Annotated in this window: 15 protein-coding genes; all 15 read right to left on the bottom strand. The window is 46.1% G+C overall.

From position 1 onward, the window contains the following. On the bottom strand, positions 1-722 hold a 722-nt coding region (map, locus tag AB7S66_RS02000), incomplete at its 3' end, for a type I methionyl aminopeptidase (RefSeq protein WP_428517699.1). Then, positions 703-1,161, bottom strand: coding sequence for a transcription antitermination factor NusB (gene nusB / locus AB7S66_RS01995; protein WP_428517698.1), 459 nt, complete (start codon positions 1,159-1,161; stop codon positions 703-705). The genes map and nusB, both read right to left, overlap by 20 nt. A 1-nt stretch (position 1,162) precedes the next feature. Beyond that, on the bottom strand, positions 1,163-2,206 hold the full coding sequence (locus AB7S66_RS01990) for a peptidylprolyl isomerase (RefSeq protein ID WP_428517697.1): 1,044 nt from the start codon (positions 2,204-2,206) through the stop codon (positions 1,163-1,165). 57 nt (positions 2,207-2,263) lie between these two features. Then, complete coding sequence (locus AB7S66_RS01985; protein ID WP_428517696.1) at positions 2,264-2,677, bottom strand: flavodoxin family protein; 414 nt, start codon at positions 2,675-2,677, stop codon at positions 2,264-2,266. Positions 2,678-2,751: 74 nt separating this feature from the next. Continuing rightward, a complete protein-coding gene (gene secG / locus AB7S66_RS01980; RefSeq protein ID WP_428517695.1) occupies positions 2,752-3,099 on the bottom strand; it encodes a preprotein translocase subunit SecG in 348 nt (115 codons plus the stop codon). Between the two features lie 20 nt (positions 3,100-3,119). Next, a complete protein-coding gene (gene tpiA / locus AB7S66_RS01975) occupies positions 3,120-3,872 on the bottom strand; it encodes a triose-phosphate isomerase (protein WP_428517694.1) in 753 nt (250 codons plus the stop codon). Between the two features lies 1 nt (position 3,873). Beyond that, a complete protein-coding gene (locus AB7S66_RS01970) occupies positions 3,874-5,052 on the bottom strand; it encodes a phosphoglycerate kinase (RefSeq protein ID WP_428517693.1) in 1,179 nt (392 codons plus the stop codon). An 84-nt stretch (positions 5,053-5,136) separates the two neighbouring features. Next, the gene (gene gap, locus AB7S66_RS01965) at positions 5,137-6,141 is read right to left on the bottom strand and encodes a type I glyceraldehyde-3-phosphate dehydrogenase (RefSeq protein ID WP_428517692.1); all 1,005 of its coding nucleotides are present in this window, start codon (positions 6,139-6,141) and stop codon (positions 5,137-5,139) included. Positions 6,142-6,224: 83 nt separating this feature from the next. Then, positions 6,225-6,983 carry a hemolysin family protein gene (locus tag AB7S66_RS01960; protein ID WP_428517691.1) on the bottom strand — a complete coding sequence of 253 codons (759 nt, stop codon included), beginning with the start codon at positions 6,981-6,983 and terminating at the stop codon, positions 6,225-6,227. A 2-nt stretch (positions 6,984-6,985) separates the two neighbouring features. Next, a complete protein-coding gene (gene ybeY, locus AB7S66_RS01955; protein ID WP_428517690.1) occupies positions 6,986-7,486 on the bottom strand; it encodes an rRNA maturation RNase YbeY in 501 nt (166 codons plus the stop codon). Beyond that, entirely contained in the window at positions 7,486-9,705 is a 2,220-nt protein-coding gene (locus AB7S66_RS01950; protein ID WP_428517689.1) for an HD family phosphohydrolase, read from the bottom strand. The genes ybeY and AB7S66_RS01950 overlap by 1 nt, the downstream gene beginning before the upstream one ends. After that, entirely contained in the window at positions 9,702-10,670 is a 969-nt protein-coding gene (locus tag AB7S66_RS01945) for a PhoH family protein (protein ID WP_428517688.1), read from the bottom strand. Before AB7S66_RS01945 ends, AB7S66_RS01950 begins: the two co-directional genes overlap by 4 nt. 8 nt (positions 10,671-10,678) lie before the next feature. Then, entirely contained in the window at positions 10,679-13,738 is a 3,060-nt protein-coding gene (locus tag AB7S66_RS01940; protein ID WP_428517687.1) for a hypothetical protein, read from the bottom strand. Between the two features lie 22 nt (positions 13,739-13,760). Then, positions 13,761-16,598, bottom strand: coding sequence for an excinuclease ABC subunit UvrA (gene uvrA, locus AB7S66_RS01935; protein ID WP_428517686.1), 2,838 nt, complete (start codon positions 16,596-16,598; stop codon positions 13,761-13,763). Then, a complete protein-coding gene (gene ispG / locus AB7S66_RS01930) occupies positions 16,591-17,631 on the bottom strand; it encodes a flavodoxin-dependent (E)-4-hydroxy-3-methylbut-2-enyl-diphosphate synthase (protein ID WP_428517685.1) in 1,041 nt (346 codons plus the stop codon). The genes uvrA and ispG overlap by 8 nt, the downstream gene beginning before the upstream one ends. Positions 17,632-17,652: the final 21 nt, after the last annotated feature.

Below are 17,652 nucleotides of genomic sequence, written 5' to 3'. Positions count from 1 at the left end.
GTAATAGCAACAGTATCCTCAAAATGTGCAGATGGCATACCGTCGGCTGTAACGACTGTCCAATCATTGGAAAGAAGTCTTACTTTATGGGTTCCCAAGTTGATCATCGGCTCGATAGCCAAGACCATGCCTTCCCGAATGCGAGGGTTTGGTAAGTAGGAGCTGGTGTAGTTGGGAATTTCAGGCTCCTCATGTACATCAAGACCGACACCATGGCCACAGTAGTCTCTCACAACTCCGTAGCCATGCTTTCTGGCATGCTTGTAGACTGCAGAGCCAATATCCTGGATTCGAGCCCCCTTCTGCGAAGCGGCCTCAATACCGAGACGCAGACTCTCTTCGGTAACATCACAAAGCTGCTGGTACTCATCCTTGGTCTTTCCAACGATGAATGTTCTGGCCATGTCAGAGAAGTGCCCATTCATGTTGATACCCAGATCAACATCAACCAGGTCCCCTTCCTTGATGATTCGTTCTTTTGAAGGAATCCCGTGGATCACCTCCTCATTGACAGAAATACAGGCAGTAGCCGGAAACCCCTCATAATGAAGAAATGCAGGAACTCCTTTATGGTTAATAATAAACTGGTAACAGTACTGGTCTATATCAAAAGTGGACATTCCTGCCTGTATATAGGAGGAAAGGGTATGCATAAGCTCAGCTGTAAGATGACATGCTTCTCTTATTCCAGCAATCTGTGCTTCAGTTTTTAAACGAATCATTGGTATGTTGCTCCTGAATAGGGAAAAGCTGTTTCTGCATTGCATCCAGAATTCCATTGATGAACTTATAGTTTACTTCAGTGGAGAAATCCTGACTCAGCTTTACCGCTTCGTCAATGATGATATGAGGATGGATATCCCCAAACATAAGGCAGAAAACACTCATCCTGAGAATATTCCTGTCTACGATATCAATTCGTTCGAGAGGACGATTGAGTGAAAACTTTCTGATCGACTCATCAATCTTCTCAAGATTTTCCAATGTACCCCTTACAAGATACATACCATAGAGTTTTACATCATCCTCGAGCATGCTGTATTCTTCATCAGTGATACCACTGAAGATGTACGGCATGGATTCCAACGTAAGTGTATGGTTGAAGTCCATTGCATAGAGAGTTTGTAACGCTAATTCACGTGCTTTATGGCGTGTTTTCATGCTATTTGTACAAAATGTTTACAGTAGCAGATTTTCGCAAATCATCCACCAGGCTGTTGATCGCCGCATAATAGTTCGATTGTTGCTTTGCGGCAGCAAGTTCACTTCTGATGTACTGTTCCACCGTAGTGGAAGTAGTTGGACTGATCTGGTCCTCCAACTGAAGAATCTTGGTATCATTGTGCGCAAGAATTTTCAGGATATGGTAACCGGTATTGCTGGTCACTACATCACTGACACTTCCAACATCTGTAGAGAATGCCACATCGAAGAAAGCATCCCCAAGACCTGCAAGCGCTTCAGTATTATCCATGGTCAGCCAACCAATATCACCAGCCTTGTTCTTGCTCTGAGTATCTTCTGAGTATTGGACCACTGCTTTCTCGAATGAGATGGCTCCGCTCTTGATATCACTTGCAACACGTTCAAGAAGCGCCTTGTTCTGTGCATCTTTCTGGGAGTCATCGGTAAAAGGAATATAGATATGACTCAGTTTCACTGTTTCTGGGCTGACAAAACGAGTCTTGTTCTTGCGATAGAAGGAGCTGACTTCAGCATCCGAGATCTGGACCTTTTCACTAAGCATATCGGCTTTCTTCATACGTACATAGGAGTCAACCATCAACTGTTCCTGAATAGCTTTACGGTATGCATCAACGGAACCGAAGTTGTTGGTAATAATCTGGTCGAATTGTGCATCGGTGAAAGTCTGTCCAGTGGAAGCCTCAAGATTGGCCTTCTGGGATTCATATGCACTATCGACCATTGCATCAGTTATCTTTACACCATCACGGGCAGCACCCTGACGAAACAGTTCATTGTTGATCAGAAGATTCAATACCTGCAGAGGGTCAACGCTTTCAGGGTCCTTTCCCTGCTCTGCTGCACTTGCCTTGTACTGTGCCACTTCTGCTTCAAGATTTGCCATGCTGATGGGTGTGGTCTTGGTAAGCCTCACTGTTGCGGCAGGCGCACCTATCGTTGCAGCAAAGGCCATTGTGCCGATGAGCAGAATGACAGCAAGAACACTAAATCTACGTTTCATATAACAACTCCTAAGAATATCTTCTCATAAGGTACTACCAATAGAATCGGGAATCAATCAGTTTTTCACATGTTTACCGACAGCGCGAGCAAGATCAACCTTGTTGATTATCTCGCTTTTCTTCAGGAACATCCCTTCCCCCTCCATTGTTTTCATCAAAGTCTGGAGTGTTTTCATGGGGCGAACACCCCCTTTGGTGATGAAAGCCATGCATCGTTTTCCAGAAATGCTACCGGCTGTCTTCAGGAACCCAGAAACAGTGTTTGGTATTTTTCCACCAAAAAACGTAAGGGTCTCGGTCCCGATGATCAGATAATCATAGAAAGAGACAATCTTACCTGCTTCGAGGGACATATCGAATACATCCACCATATGACCTTGGGAAGCGATACCTTCCGACAGTGCATTGGCGATTGCCTTCATTTTATCATTCCCTTTTGATGCTGGTGCATACAATACACAAACTTTCATAGACACTCCCTTGAAACAGCTACCGACCGCAAGTCTGCGGCCGGTAGTCGATAGTTATTGGAATAGCGACCGTCCTAGTTGGCTTCAGTAACTGGCTCAGCTGCTGCTGCACTTTCACCACTTTTCCACCAATCGGTAGTCTGCTGTACCTGTTCCGTGGTGACAGAATCGAGCAACTCATCCTGTGATGGCGATTTGTTCACGAAAGCCACCAAAAGGGCCAATACCAAGAACAAGACTGCAAGCGTCCCCGTAGCCTTGGTTACCACACTGCTTGTGTGGGACCCAAAAGCGGTATTGCTTCCACCACCGAAAATTCCGCCCAGGCCTTCACTTTGTTCATCCTGTACTGCGACAAGGAAAATCAACAGAAGACTGACGACGACGAATAATACCAACAGAATAATGCTCAAAACACCCATTTTCTCTTTACTCCGAATACTTACTTATCAAAGTTCACAATCGGAAGGAACTGCTCCACGGAAAGGGAGGCACCACCAACCAGTGCGCCATCGATATGTTCTTTAGACATCAAGGCTTTCACATTCGAAGCCTTCACTGAACCACCATACTGTATAATCAGCTCTTCTGCAACACCCTTGTTATAGAGTTTTTCAACGAGGCCACGAACATAGGCATGTGCAGCATCAGCATCTTCAGGGGTTGCTGTCTTTCCTGTCCCAATAGCCCAAACAGGTTCATAGGCTAAGGTTATATGCTTCATCTGCTCTGCAGAGACACCCTTTAGACCTTCCGCCACCTGACGGCTCAATACTTCTTCAAGTTTTCCTGCCTCTCGTTCTTCCAAGGTCTCACCGATACAGAGATCGACATCCATACCCTCAGCGAGTGCAAGCAATACCTTTCTGTTGATGAAAGCATCGGTCTCTCCATAGAGAGCACGTCTTTCACTGTGTCCAAGAATAACGTTGGTAACACCAAGATCCTTGAGCATGGTTGCACTCACCTCTCCAGTAAATGCGCCTTTCAAGTTGTCGTTCATGTTCTGTGCAGCAACAATAATCCTTGAGCCCTTGAGTGCTTCAAGCACTGCTGGGATTGTGACGAAAGGAGGAGCAACCATCACCTTTGTATTGGTTCCTTCCACTGCCTTTGCAAGCTCCTTAGCGAAGGCTGCTCCTTCACTCGGAGTCATATTCATTTTCCAGTTTCCAGCGATATAGGGTTTTCTCATCTTATTTCTCCAAAGCCTTGATTCCTGGAAGGACCTTTCCTTCGAGGAACTCGAGTGAAGCACCACCTCCGGTACTTACGTGACTGATCTTGTCTGCCAAGCCAAACTTATTGATAGCTGCAACAGAGTCTCCACCGCCAACAATGGAAGTAGCCTGGCTCTCTGCAAGTGCCCTGGCAACGGTAAGGGTTCCCTCAGCGAATGCATCAAACTCAAATACACCCATCGGACCGTTCCAAACAACACTCTTTGCCTTGGTGACAGCATCAACAATCATGGATATGGTTTTTGGACCGATATCCATACCAATCAGGTTCTCAGGAATATCAATGGAATCGACACTGACAGGCTCTGCATCTTCCTTGAAATCGGCGCCACAGATGTGGTCAACAGGAAGGATTACCTGAACACCTTTCTCTTTTGCCTTTGCCAGGAATGACGAAGCAACATCCTTGTAATCTTCTTCAACCAGACTCTTCCCGATGGTGTGTCCTTGGACTGAAAGGAATGTATATGCCATTCCACCACCTATAACGATCGTATCACAAGTCCTTACCAGGCTTTCCAGGACACTGATCTTACTGGAAACCTTGGAACCTCCGATGATGGCAACAAAAGGCTTTTCAGGATTGCTCAGGAGCGGGGCCATAAACGTAACTTCCTTTTCAATAAGGAAACCTGCATAGGAAGGCAGATAGTGGGCCACCCCTTCCGTGGAAGCGTGTGCACGGTGTGCTGTTCCAAATGCATCATTTACATATACATCACCCAAGGAAGCAAGATTCTTTGCAAAATCGGGATCATTGTCCTCTTCCTCACTATAGAAACGGACGTTTTCCAATAAGAGAACATCACCAGCTTTCATTGATGCAACCTGCCCAGCAACCTCTTCACCGATCACATCACTTGCAAGTTGGACCTCTTTCCCCAGCAATTCGCTGAACCGCTTTGCGATGGGTGCCATGGAGAATTCAGGGTTCTTCTTCCCTTTTGGACGTCCAAGATGGCTCATGACCACAAGTGATGCACCATTATCCAAACAGTACTTAAGGGTAGGAAGAGCAGCCCTTATGCGTGTATCATCAGTAACCACGCCATCCTTGATGGGTACGTTGAAGTCCACACGAACCAAGGCTTTCTTGCCTGAAAAATCACACTCTCGAATGGTATTTAGAATCATAGCTTTCCCCTATATTCCGATGGTAATCGTTAGCAAGGAAATCAGGCCTGTAGAAACAGGCCTGATATTTACAGTTACACAGTATTATTTAACCAGCTTCTTTGCAAGGTCAACAACGCGGTTTGAGTAACCCATTTCGTTGTCATACCAGCTGATAACCTTGAACATCCTCTCGCCCATCTTCATGGTAAGATCAGCATCAAGGATTGAAGAGTGGCGGTTGCCAACAACATCACGGGAAACAATGGGATCTTCAGTATATTCAAGAATACCCTTCATTGGTCCCTCACTTGCCTTTTTCATTGCAGCATTCACTTCTTCAACAGATGCATCCTTCTTCAAGGTTACCACAAGGTCAACAACTGAGCCGGTCGGGGTAGGAACACGCATTGCCATACCGTTGAGCTTGCCCTTCATCTCTGGGATGACCAAACCAACAGCCTTGGCAGCACCCGTGGTGGTAGGAATAATGGACAATGCACCGGCCCTTGCTCTTCTCAGATCCTTATGAGGCTGGTCAAGCATTACCTGGTCGTTGGTATAGGAGTGAACAGTGGTCATCAAGCCCTCTTCAATGCCAAAGCTGTCATTGAGAACCTTTACGATAGGAGCCAAGCAGTTGGTGGTGCAACTTGCATTGGAGTATGCGACAAGGCTGTGATCGATAACATCATCATTGACACCACAGACAACGGTCTGGTCAATCTGGTCCTTGGCAGGAACCGTAAGGATAACCTTCTTGGCACCAGCCTTGATATGATCCTTGTATCCACCCTTTGGGCCTTCAGCAACAGAGAAAACACCAGTGGATTCGATTGCTACATCAACATCGAGCTCCTTCCAAGGAAGTTCGCTGGGAGAGCGTACTGCAAATACAGGAATGTTCTTGCCATCAACGACGATAGCATTATCTGTTACTTCGACGCTCTTGGAGTATACTCCATACGTGGAGTCGTATTTCAGAAGATGGGCCAAGGTCTTGGGATCTGTAAGGTCATTGATGCCGACAATCTCGATGTCCTTGTCTTCAAAAGCGATCTTGAAAACATTGCGTCCGATTCTTCCGAAACCATTAATTGCAATTTTCATTGTTTGTTTCCTCCGGGAAATATAATTGTGTATCGATATTAATATACCGTTTTCCTTTTACAAGGGTCAACGTATATTATATATTATGTTTTGACAACCAATTTCAACTGGTTGATCTTATGGCCATCAATATCCTCTACGGTAAAAATGGCCTCGTCATCCTCGACAGACTCATCCTTGAGTGGAATTCTACCAAACAGTTCAAAGACATAGCCTCCGACTGTTTCATACTCCTCCTCAGATAGATGCAAGCCGACTGATTCATTCAGGTCTTCAATGGAAGTTCTTGCATCGACAACAAACGTATTGTCATCGAGCTTACGCATCCCATCATCTTCATCATCATCAAATTCATCCTGGATATCGCCAACAATGACCTCCAGAATATCTTCCATACAGACAATCCCGCTCACCCCGCCGTACTCATCAATGGCAATAGCTATATGGACCTTTCTCAATTTGAATTCTCTGAGCAAATCATCAAGATGCTTGCTTTCTGGAATAAAGTACGGCTGTCTCATCAGCGTTTTGACATTGAACACATTGTCTATGCCTTTACGGATGATGTCCTTAGCATATAAAACACCAACAATATTGTCTATTGTCTGCTCATATACTGGATAACGGGAGTACCCTTGTTCCTTAATAATCCCATACAATTCATCAATCGTGATATCACTACTGATAAACTGGACATCGACCCGGGGAATCATGATCTCCTTAACAGTCTTATCCCGCAGTTCCTGAATGCCCTCGATCATCGTCTGCCGCTCTTCCAACTCTGCTTTACATCGTTCCTCACGATTGCCAGAGCGTTTCTTGAACAGACTCTTCCATGGCAAGCTCAACGTTTGCTCCCCCTCAATTGATGGAGAAGTTTCTCTTGCTTGATCAACATCGGCTCATCAGCATCATTGCTGGAATGATCTTCACCAAGAAGGTGAAGCAAGCCATGGATCAAGAGGCGAAACAACTCTTCATCTGGTTCTACACTAAAGGATAGTGCATTTCTTTTCAAGGCATCAAGAGAGATTACCATGTCTCCCAGTACCCTGATTTCTTCCGGCGGACCATCGATCAATCCTACTTGTACTTCAGGCCAAGAAAAATCTTCTACATCCTCCTCCTGCACAAAGGAGAGGATATCTGTAGGTTCGTCCTTGTCACGATACGTTCTATTCAGATCCTGAATGGTATCATCACTGACAAAACTTACAGAACATTCACAGCTTGGTTGTCCAAGCATTGTGAGCACCTTTTCCAGATGTTCAACAACCATCTGGGAGGGTGCCTGTTCGGCATACTGCACATCCTCATAAGAAACATCGATATAATATCTATTCATTATCCTGGTTGTCCTTTCTGCTCTGATGGATATTCAATACGGCGGTGATCGCGTCCAAGCAATGTTTGCACAAACGCATCCTCTATCTGATCAAGGTCTGTAAGGGAGAGTTGGCTGTTCTTGAGTTGATCCCTCTCCAGTTTTCCCATGATGAGCGAGTGTACCAGTTTTTCATATTTCGAGTGGTTTGGCCGTTTCAAGGTCCGGCTGGCAGCTTCCACGCAATCAGCGAGCATTACAATGGCAGATTCTGGGAAAGTTGGAGGAATTCCATTGTATTTGAAGTCATCCTCTTTTACATCCATTCCCACAGCTTGTGCCTGGTTCTTTGCCTCATTGTAGAAGAATTGGATGACATCATTGCCATGGTGTTGGCTGATGATGTCCAGGACCTCCTGAGGAAGACCTGCCTCCCTTCCCTTCTCCAATCCAAGCTTCACATGGCTCTTGATGATGGCCGCAGAGAGGGATGGTTTGATTTCATCATGCTTGTTATCCCCACTCTGGTTCTCGATGAAGTATTCGGGATGGTCAGCCTTTCCGATATCATGATACATCCCACCTACTCGTGCAAGCATGGCATTTGCTCCAATGGAGCGAGCTGCATTGAAGCTCAGGTCAGCCACGTTTCTGCTATGATTGTATGTTCCCTGTGCTACTGATTCCAAACGGTCGAGTACCGGGCTTGCACTGAATGCCAGCTCGCTCAGACGATACGCTGTAGGAATATTGAAGAGTTTTTCGCACAACGGTACGAATGCTTCAAGAAAGACCAAAGTGATGGTGATATTCAAAATCATCCCACCGACAAGCGGCATTACCTGATGAAGGGGCAATGCTTCCAGCATGTACAGTGCAAGGGCCGCAAAACTACTGATGATGCAAGCATAGAACCAATTGAATACATCATCAATCCGCTTGATGGTATAGCGGAAGAAGTAAAGACAGACGCCACTGATGGTCAACACGAAGAAGAAGGTAATAGAACTCGACTGTTCCATCAGTGTTGCATAACAAGCAAGTAGAAAAGCGCTAACCAAACCTAGGCGTTTCTTGCTGGTGATATGACTGGTGAAGAGCGGTGCAAACAATACAGGTAGATAGGAGTCAAGAAACAAAGAGGACCGTGAAGAAAAAAACAGAGTGACAACATACATTGCCACCAACGACAATGATACGGAAACAAGCATGAGATTCAAATAGAGATACAATCGCTTCTCTGCATGCAGGAATTGAATAAAGACATATACAGAGACACTGGTGGAAAGCAGAATGAAAATTGCCCTACCAATCAGTTCAAGGATCGTGTACTGAAAGCTGTTCGACCCCATCATTTGCAGCAGATCAATCTGGGAACTTGTGACCACCGTATCCTTGGCAATGATCTTTTCTCCCCGTTCTATGGTTATCACCTGCTCGGGAATCTCTGCAGCAGCTTCCTCCCTGATTGCCAGTGTTTCAACAGCTTCATAATCTACATTTGGATCTAAAAGCATCTCGAGTGCATCCAGTACGAGATATGGTTGGAACTGACTATCAATAAGCTCGTACGGTTCCAGTAGAGAAGACAGCTGTGAAGGAAGATTCTTTTTCGTCAGCAGTGTATCAATGGTTTGCTTGGAAGGTTCACTGCTTTCTTGTTGGAAAAGACTATTTCTCACGAGAAGCTCCTCATAGCCTTGGGAACGGATGGTATTCACTTCCTCTTCATCAAACAATCCTCTCTCCAAGACATAGCTGCCTGTTTCTTCAAGTGCTTGCAGCAACAATTGTTGTTGGTCAGGTGCCAGTTCTGCAATCCTTTGTACAACATTGCGCTCATCACTAAGCCCCTCCTCCTCCAGGAAGGTATTGAAATCTGTATTACCTTGGTGAAATAGAGCAAGAAAATTCTCCAAACGCCTGCTGCTGATGGTAGTTGATCGGAGGGAATAGCTGAAATACGGAAGTACTTCCTGCATTCGTTGTTCTATGAGCTTCTGTGTTTGTTCATCATCAACGTACTGGAAACTGCTTGTAGCAAAAATATCCTCACTGGATAGTTCGCCCTCTGTATATTGCAATCCCAATTCCTTGAGACCCGATCCATTGGAGTGGGTACTTAAAAGCGGCACCACCATTGCCAGGAAAACGGTAAGCACCATGAAAATGAGAGAAAGTTGTTGTTGAAGATTGTGTTTTTTCTGTTTACGGTCAGAAATTTGTATTTTCTTTATCATGATTTCTCGTTCCCCTCATCCCCTGCATACGCATTCACAATATGCTGTACAATCCGGGAGCGCACCACATCGCGAGAATCGAAACGTATGAAATCGAGCCCAGCAATTCCTTGCAAGATCTGCATTGCATGGATCAATCCACTATCTTTGTGGCGTGGAAGATCAACCTGGCTGATATCCCCTGTAATGATTGCATTGGCATTTTCACCGAGTCTCGTGAGGAACATCTTCATCTGTTCCTTGGTGGTATTCTGTGCTTCATCAAGAATAACCGTTGCATTTTGTAGACTCCTTCCTCTCATATAAGCAAGAGGGGCGATCTCAATACTCCCATTCTCTTCCAAACGCCTGATATTCTGTATACTGACCATGGCTTCCATTGCATCGTAAAGCGGCCTTAGGTAGGGGTTGATTTTCTGGGCAAGATCACCAGGCAAGAAGCCCAGGCTCTCCCCTGCTTCAACAATCGGTCGGGTCAGTATGATCTTGTGTTTCTTCCCATTCAACAACTGCCCAAGTGCATAGGCTACTGCCAAGAAAGTCTTACCGGTACCCGCGGGACCGATACCAAAAACAATCTGGTTCTCCATCATGCTTTTGATGTATTGCTCCTGCATCTGGCTCTTGGGATAGGCAAAGCGATTATGAACCATGATATACGGTTTTTCCCATTGGTCACTGGAGAGTAGTTCCTGGATTGGTTGGTCGCTTTTCATCCCCTGATATTCCATAAAAATTTCTGTTTCACTGAAATAGTGCTGATTTTCTGCAAGTTTCTGCAACCTTGCCATCAAGGAGAGGAACCGGTTGGTGACTTGTTCATCTCTGCTCAGACAAGAAAGCGAATTGCCTTTTACAAACAGATTACATCCCAGCAACACCTCTAAATAGGGAAGATTCCGGTCATTGATACCCAGCACCCGTTCCATCTGTTCTTCATTGGAAAATTCCACACTTCTATCCATGCATAATCCTATGAGGAGGATGAACGCCTCCAAACACTGTTGTCCTGCGTCCATGTCTCTTCCACATCCAGCTCGGGAATCGTGTTCCAGGTCAGGTAGACTGAAACCGTTGGAACCCAGCTGTATTGGTTGTTCGATAATACTACACTTCCGCTGTATTTACAATTCAGTGACCAATCCTCGAGGTCATGGACCATCACAATGGAAAGCTCACTGAGGTTAAACTGCGTGTTGTATCTTCCATCTCCACTGAAGTCAAAGCTTCTCAGCAGATCTTCCCAAAGCAAGGAATAAGAGAATGTTTCATCATCATTGTAATAATGGAAGAACCCGGTATTTGTGCTTTTTGCAGCAAGCGTTATATCAAGAAACTCTGCAATTTGGAGTCGTGCCGATGTCGTTATCGAGAACGAACTTGCGTATCGGTCCTGATAAAAGAACTTCAGGGAAGAGTCTATACCCAATGTAAGTGCTATACGTCTCTTCCACCACCTGAGTTGTATATCCTTCCCTGCAATATCGACTTGCAGTTTCTCAGACTGCAAGTCTGATGCCTCCCCTTTTAATGCATATGTTACCTTGAGATGGGGAATTGCAGCATCATACGTAAAATAATCAAAATAGTTTGGTTTTCCTTCACTGGTGAGGAACGAGAACGAAAACCTCTGCGACAGGGTGAGAAAGGATGAAAAGAACTGTTCCTTGACCGTTCCCTCTAGATGCATGGCCTCTTCCCAGGAAGCGAGGGTTCTCGTAAAATCGTATGACCCAGACAGGGAAACAGAAAGGGGTCTTGTGGTATAGGAGAATGATGATTTCAAGCTATCCTTGCGAAGGGAGGACTCATATTCGCTGAAAAGTAGGGATGAAGAGAGAGTCAACGGCCCAAATGAATATTTCAGACTCGGCAGCAGGCTCGGTCTCACAGGATAGAGACTTGCAGTGATACTGGGCGTTATGGTTGCTTCCCCAAGTGGGAAGGACTGCTGGTAGCGGACCTGATGAACTGTCACTGACTCATCGTCAAACGAATACTTCTGCTTGATTATCTCTCCTGGGCTACCGAGCGGTTTCTCATGGTTCTCCTGATAACGATACAGCCGTTGGCTCAAGGTATAGGTCAGGCCGATGGAGGGAACAGCAACCGTATTTACATTGAAGAGTTGATATGCGTAGCTTTTATAAATGCTCTTGCTCTGGTCTTCCAGGAAGGTAAGCTGTGGAAGCAATTCACTCGAGATTGTGAAGAGCTTGGTATTCGGCGAAGCGTTCAGTTTCACAGTACCTTTCGTCAGGCTGTACAGATATGCTTCATCCCAATCAATCACGCCAAGTGTTGCATCAAGGGTATGGGTAAGCCTCTGGTCCAGGGAATAGGACAGGGATATCAGCTTCTCAGACTCTCCTGAGGAATCTCCACCGTTATCCAAGATGATTTTGTAAGCCTCAGGCAACAAGATATCCCTTTCATTTTCTTCAACTGATTCCTTGCTTTCCGATGTTTTGGGGTTTGTAGAGGAATAATCTAACAGAGTGCCTTGGAGATTAAGAGAAAACAGGGGAAGATGCATCTGCTGTAATACATAGGAGAATGCAGGACCATCATCTTGCCATTTGAACAGCGCATCAGCTTCGAGATTGGAGATGGTCAGGGATGAAATATATGGCGAAAGTGTGCTGGTTGGAAGCGAGAATGACCCTTTCATCTTCCAGGTATAACCAGTGATATCAGAAGTATACGTTCTGGGAAACTCCTGATTCTTCCCCAGCAATGCATCAAAAGAGAAGGATGTAAGGCGGTTTCCATACAGGCTGAGCACCTTTGGATCTGAATAAAGGGGCATTGATATATCGAGTTTCGCCCACGAGGTGTCCAGTTTGATTCCTTGGTTAAGATAATACCGGTTATATCCTACATCGGAATAAAGCGTTATGGGACTTGTCCCTAAGGGATATAACGCAAATGCAGAGAGGGAGTTGAAAGTAATGCGTTTTGAAAAGAAAGTCGTCTTGCTGTCATAGCCTGCATGCAATCCTGCGTTCTCATATGCATCAAAAAAGAATGTGAGATAAGAATCTGTTTCCTTTGCCCAGGACTGAACCGCAGAAAGTTCTCCGGTATTCGTGTAGAGAACCTTCCCTGGGGACTTGGGCCATTCATCAGGAGAACTTAACAGCTTTGTTATACTTGATTGGTCACTCTCTTCGAACTTTGGATATGATCCATATATTTCCCAGGTCGTGGAAACAAACATCCCACGGTCGCTGGTGAAACCAAGGGCAGGATTACCCACCATCTGGTTTCCAGGAAAAAAGAAGAAAGGCGTCCAGAAAACAGGAACACGACCAAGATACAAGGCAGCGTCATGGACCATGAGATCCCCACCTGAGAGGAAGCTTAACCGATCTGCCCTGATGGAGGAGAGGGGATCCTCAGCACGTGTCCCAATTTGCCCATCCTGATAATATATTCCACCACCAGCACCTTGGTATGTGATAAGGCTTCCCGAGGTATAGATACTGACATTCTCATCCTCGCTGTTCTTTCGATCACTCTTGGTTGTTGCCCCGCTGATGGTCAGTGTCTCATCCGACCAATCGAAGGTTACAATGCTGCCTTCTATCGATTGCAAGGCAGCATCAGCACCCTTATCCTCAAACAACACAGAACCGGAAGCGGTAAGCAAGGTATGGGAAAGGTCAATGAGCACATTCTGTGCCCTGAGCTGTTTGGGCTCCTGTTTTCCCTCGCCTATAAAGGAGACGATGACATCTCCTGAAAGCGTGAGAAGAGAAGAATCAGCATTGGTATGCATTATTCTTGCTTGTGTGATCTCCAGTCTGTATGAACCATCCTCTACATCGGAGGTTATGCGACTATGCTCAATCGAATGGTATTCGTACAGTGCTTCACGGATAGCAGCAGGGTTATCTGCTTTGATCCCCCTAAGCTCAGCCATCTCGATGAGTTCTTCGTCACTGGCACGTTCGATACGCAAGGCTAGCAACAAGGATGTATCTTGTGCATAGAGAAACTGGCTCCCCAAAATAAGTAGAGCCAGAATCATCAGTATTGGTAATCCGTGTTTCTCAACCTTTTTCATGCAACATCTGAGCTAAATAATACCCTGTGTGGGATTCCTTGCATAGTGCAAGTTGCTCAGGAGTTCCTGTTGCTACAACCATTCCACCACCATCTCCTCCTTCCGGACCAAGATCAATGAGGTGGTCTGCTTGCATGATGACATCAAGATTGTGCTCGATAAGCACTACTGTATTCCCTGCATCTACCAATCTGTTCAGTACTTCCATCAACTTCTTGACATCTGCAAAGTGAAGTCCTGTGGTCGGCTCATCCAGTACGTATAACGTCTTTCCTGTTCCCACCTTCGAAAGTTCAAGGCTGAGTTTCACCCGTTGCGCTTCCCCTCCACTGAGGGTAAGCGCACTCTGTCCCAGCTTGACATACTCAAGGCCAACGGACTGCAGTGTGTCTATCTTTCGTTTGATTCTTGGAATTGCACTGAAGAACTCGCTTGCCTCTTCAATGGTCATTTCCAAAACATCATGGATGTTCTTGCCTTTGTAATGGACTGCCAGTGTCTCCTTGTTGAACCGTTTCCCATGACATACATCACAGGTTACATAGACATCAGGCAGGAAGTTCATCTCTATCTTCAGGTTTCCATCTCCATGACAGTTCTCACATCTTCCCCCTGCAACATTAAAACTGAATCGACCACTCTTGTATCCTTTCGCCTTGCTCTCCGGTAGGGAGGCAAACAGTTCCCTGATAGCCGTAAAGACCCCGACATATGTAGCGGGATTACTGCGCGGAGTACGTCCGATGGGACTCTGGTCGATGTTGATCACCTTGTCGATATTCCCAACCCCACTGATATCGCTGAATCCATCATAGTTGGGTTTCTTGTTTGCCAACTGACGTCTTACTGCAGGAAGCAAGACCTCGTTAAGTAAAGAACTCTTTCCACTTCCAGAAACGCCGGTGAGTACAATAAGTTTTCCAAGGGGAAAATCAACATCCACTGACTTGAGGTTGTTCTTATTGGCACCTTTCACACTGATCACTTTCCCGGAACCTTTTCGTCTCTTGGATGGGATGGCCATGGATAATGTTCCCGCAAGGTACTGTCCGGTGATACTTTCAGGATTAAGTTCAACTTCCTCAGGTCTTCCCTCAGCTATGATATACCCGCCATGGACACCCGCTCCCGGTCCAAGGTCAACAAGGTAATCTGCTTCCCTGATGGTAGCCTCATCATGTTCAACCACCAGTACGGTATTGCCGATATCCCGTAAATGCTTGAGTGTATCGATGAGCTTCTGATTATCCCTTTGATGCAATCCAATGGACGGTTCGTCCAGTACATAGAGTACACCACTGAGCGCAGAGCCGATTTGGGTTGCAAGACGGATACGTTGTGCTTCTCCTCCACTGAGGGTGGCACTGCTCCTGTCGAGCGTCAGATAGTCAAGGCCGACATTTCGTAGGAATGTAAGCCTGCTTCTGATCTCCTTGAGCACCTGGTTGGAGATCATGATCTCCTGGTCGCTCAAGGGGAGGTCATTGAAGAAAGCATGCGCCTTCTTAACGGAGAGGCGGGTTGCTTCCATGATGTTCATGCCATGGATCGTCACCGCAAGTGCTTCTTGGCGAAGACGATCGCCATGACATACCGGGCATACCTTGGTTGTCTGGAAACTGTTCATCCACATCTTGATCTGCATACTGTTCGTTTCATAGTACCTGCGTTGCAGATCAGGGATAATCCCGGGAAAAGGTTTTTCTACCCGGTACGTTTGATTGCTTTTCTCCCGCTCGTATTCCACAAACACCCTCTCTTTGGTACCATAGAGCAATGCATTGATGGTCTCATCAGGCAGTTTGCTGAATGGTGTATCGAGTGTGAAATGCAAATGTTTGGCAAGTGCTTCAACAAGAGACCTTGACCACTTTGCATCGGGATTCATCGTGGCAATGGCTCCTTGATTAAAGCTCTTTGAATAGTCCGGGATGATAAGATCCGGGTCAAACTCTGTCTTGATCCCGAGTCCATTACATTCTGGACAAGCTCCATACGGGTTGTTGAAACTGAACAATCGTGGTTCGATGTCAGGTAGGGTGATACCACAGTGTGGGCAACTGTTGTGTTCACTGAAAACCTCTTCATAGCTTTCTTCCCCGTTTTCCCCGAGAAAAGTCACTTTCACCAGACCCTGCGTCATCTCGTTCGAGGTCTCGATACTGGAGGCAAGCCTGGATCGGATGTCCCTACTGAGGATCAAACGATCAACCACAATATCGATGGAGTGCTTGAACTGTTTTTCCAAGACAATCTGCTCATCAAGGTTGAGCATGTTTCCATCAACCTTTACCCGTTGGAATCCCGCAGCACGGGCATCCTCAAGAACCTTCTTGAACTCCCCTTTTCTTCCAATCGCGACGGGAGCGCTTATGATGATCCTGGTACCATCCTCTGCCTTGAAGATGGCATCAATGATCTGGTCAACGCTCATCTCACTAATCTCTCGACCGCAGACATGACAGTGCGGCTTGCCCACCCTTGCCCACAACAATCTGAAATAGTCATATATCTCGGTAACGGTACCAACGGTTGAACGGGGGTTTCTGTGAGTTGATTTCTGCTCGATTGCAATTGCCGGGCTGAGCCCTTCCATATAATCCACATCAGGCTTGTCCAACTTATCGAGAAACATCCTTGCATAGGAACTGAGGCTCTCGACATAACGTCTTTGTCCTTCTGCAAATATGGTGTCGAAAGCCAAGGAACTTTTCCCACTTCCCGAAAGGCCGCTTATGACGATCAACTGATCTTTCTTCAACTCCAGGTCGATGTTTTTCAGGTTGTGCTCCCTGGCACCCTTTATGATCAACGTATTATGCATGTTCAATTGCTTCCAAAAAAGCAGCCTTTGCTTCCTGCTGCGTTACTTTTTTCACCAATTTCCCTTTTTCATAGAGAAATATACTATTGCCAAGACCAGTTATGGCCAAATCAGCTGCTTTTGCTTCACCAGGACCATTGACCTGGCAACCCATGATGGCTACGGTCAGATCCTTTTCAATGGTGAGGAGCTCTTGCTCTACGGATGCCAGGAACCCCTGGGAATCGAAACTATGCCTGCCACAACGAGGGCAGCTTACAATCCTGATGCCTTTCTTTCTCATCCCCAAGGTTCTCAGCAGTTCAACACCTGCCTGTACTTCGCTCTCAATATCACCTGTAATGCTGATACGAAGGGTGTTTCCAATCCCCTCGCTGAGAAGTTGCCCCAATGCCCATGTAGAGCGAGTAACTGCAGATATCACAGAACCGGCCTCCGTAACCCCAAGATGCAGTGGATAGGGACTCTGGGAAGCAAACAGCCGATTGGCTTTCATGGTAAGATCAGTATCACTTGCTTTCAGCGAGACCACCGTGTTGGTAAAGCCCCATTGCTCGAACCATGATAGGTACTCAAGAGCAGTATTGGTCATCAGTGCATCCGCAGGATCGTTTCCACGTGGTAAGGATCCACTATTCAGGCCTATACGAATGGCCCTGCCTTGATCCTTTGCGCTCTTCACCACCTCTTCAACTTTCCATTTTGCGCCGATATTACCTGGATTGATCCGAATCTTGTGTGCACCGCATGATAGTGCATCCAATGCCAGTTTGTAATCAAAATGGATGTCTGCAACAACGGGAATTGGACTCTTCTCACAAAGATACCTGAACGCATCATGATCCTCAGCAGAAGGGTACGAGAAGCGAATGACATCGCATCCCATCGCATTGAGTTTCCCAATTCGGCGAATCAACTCCTCCAATGCTTCTGTTGCATGGGGAATTGCACTGTCATACATCGTTTGCACAAGTACTGGTAGACCGCGTCCGATAAGGCTATTTCCGATATGTACCTGATGATCTCCTGTCATGCTATGCTCCTCTCAGTCATA

The organism is Sphaerochaeta sp. (assembly GCF_050178175.1).
In the GTDB taxonomy this organism is placed as follows: Bacteria; Spirochaetota; Spirochaetia; order Sphaerochaetales; family Sphaerochaetaceae; genus Sphaerochaeta.
This window is presented reverse-complemented; position numbering and strand designations above follow the sequence as displayed.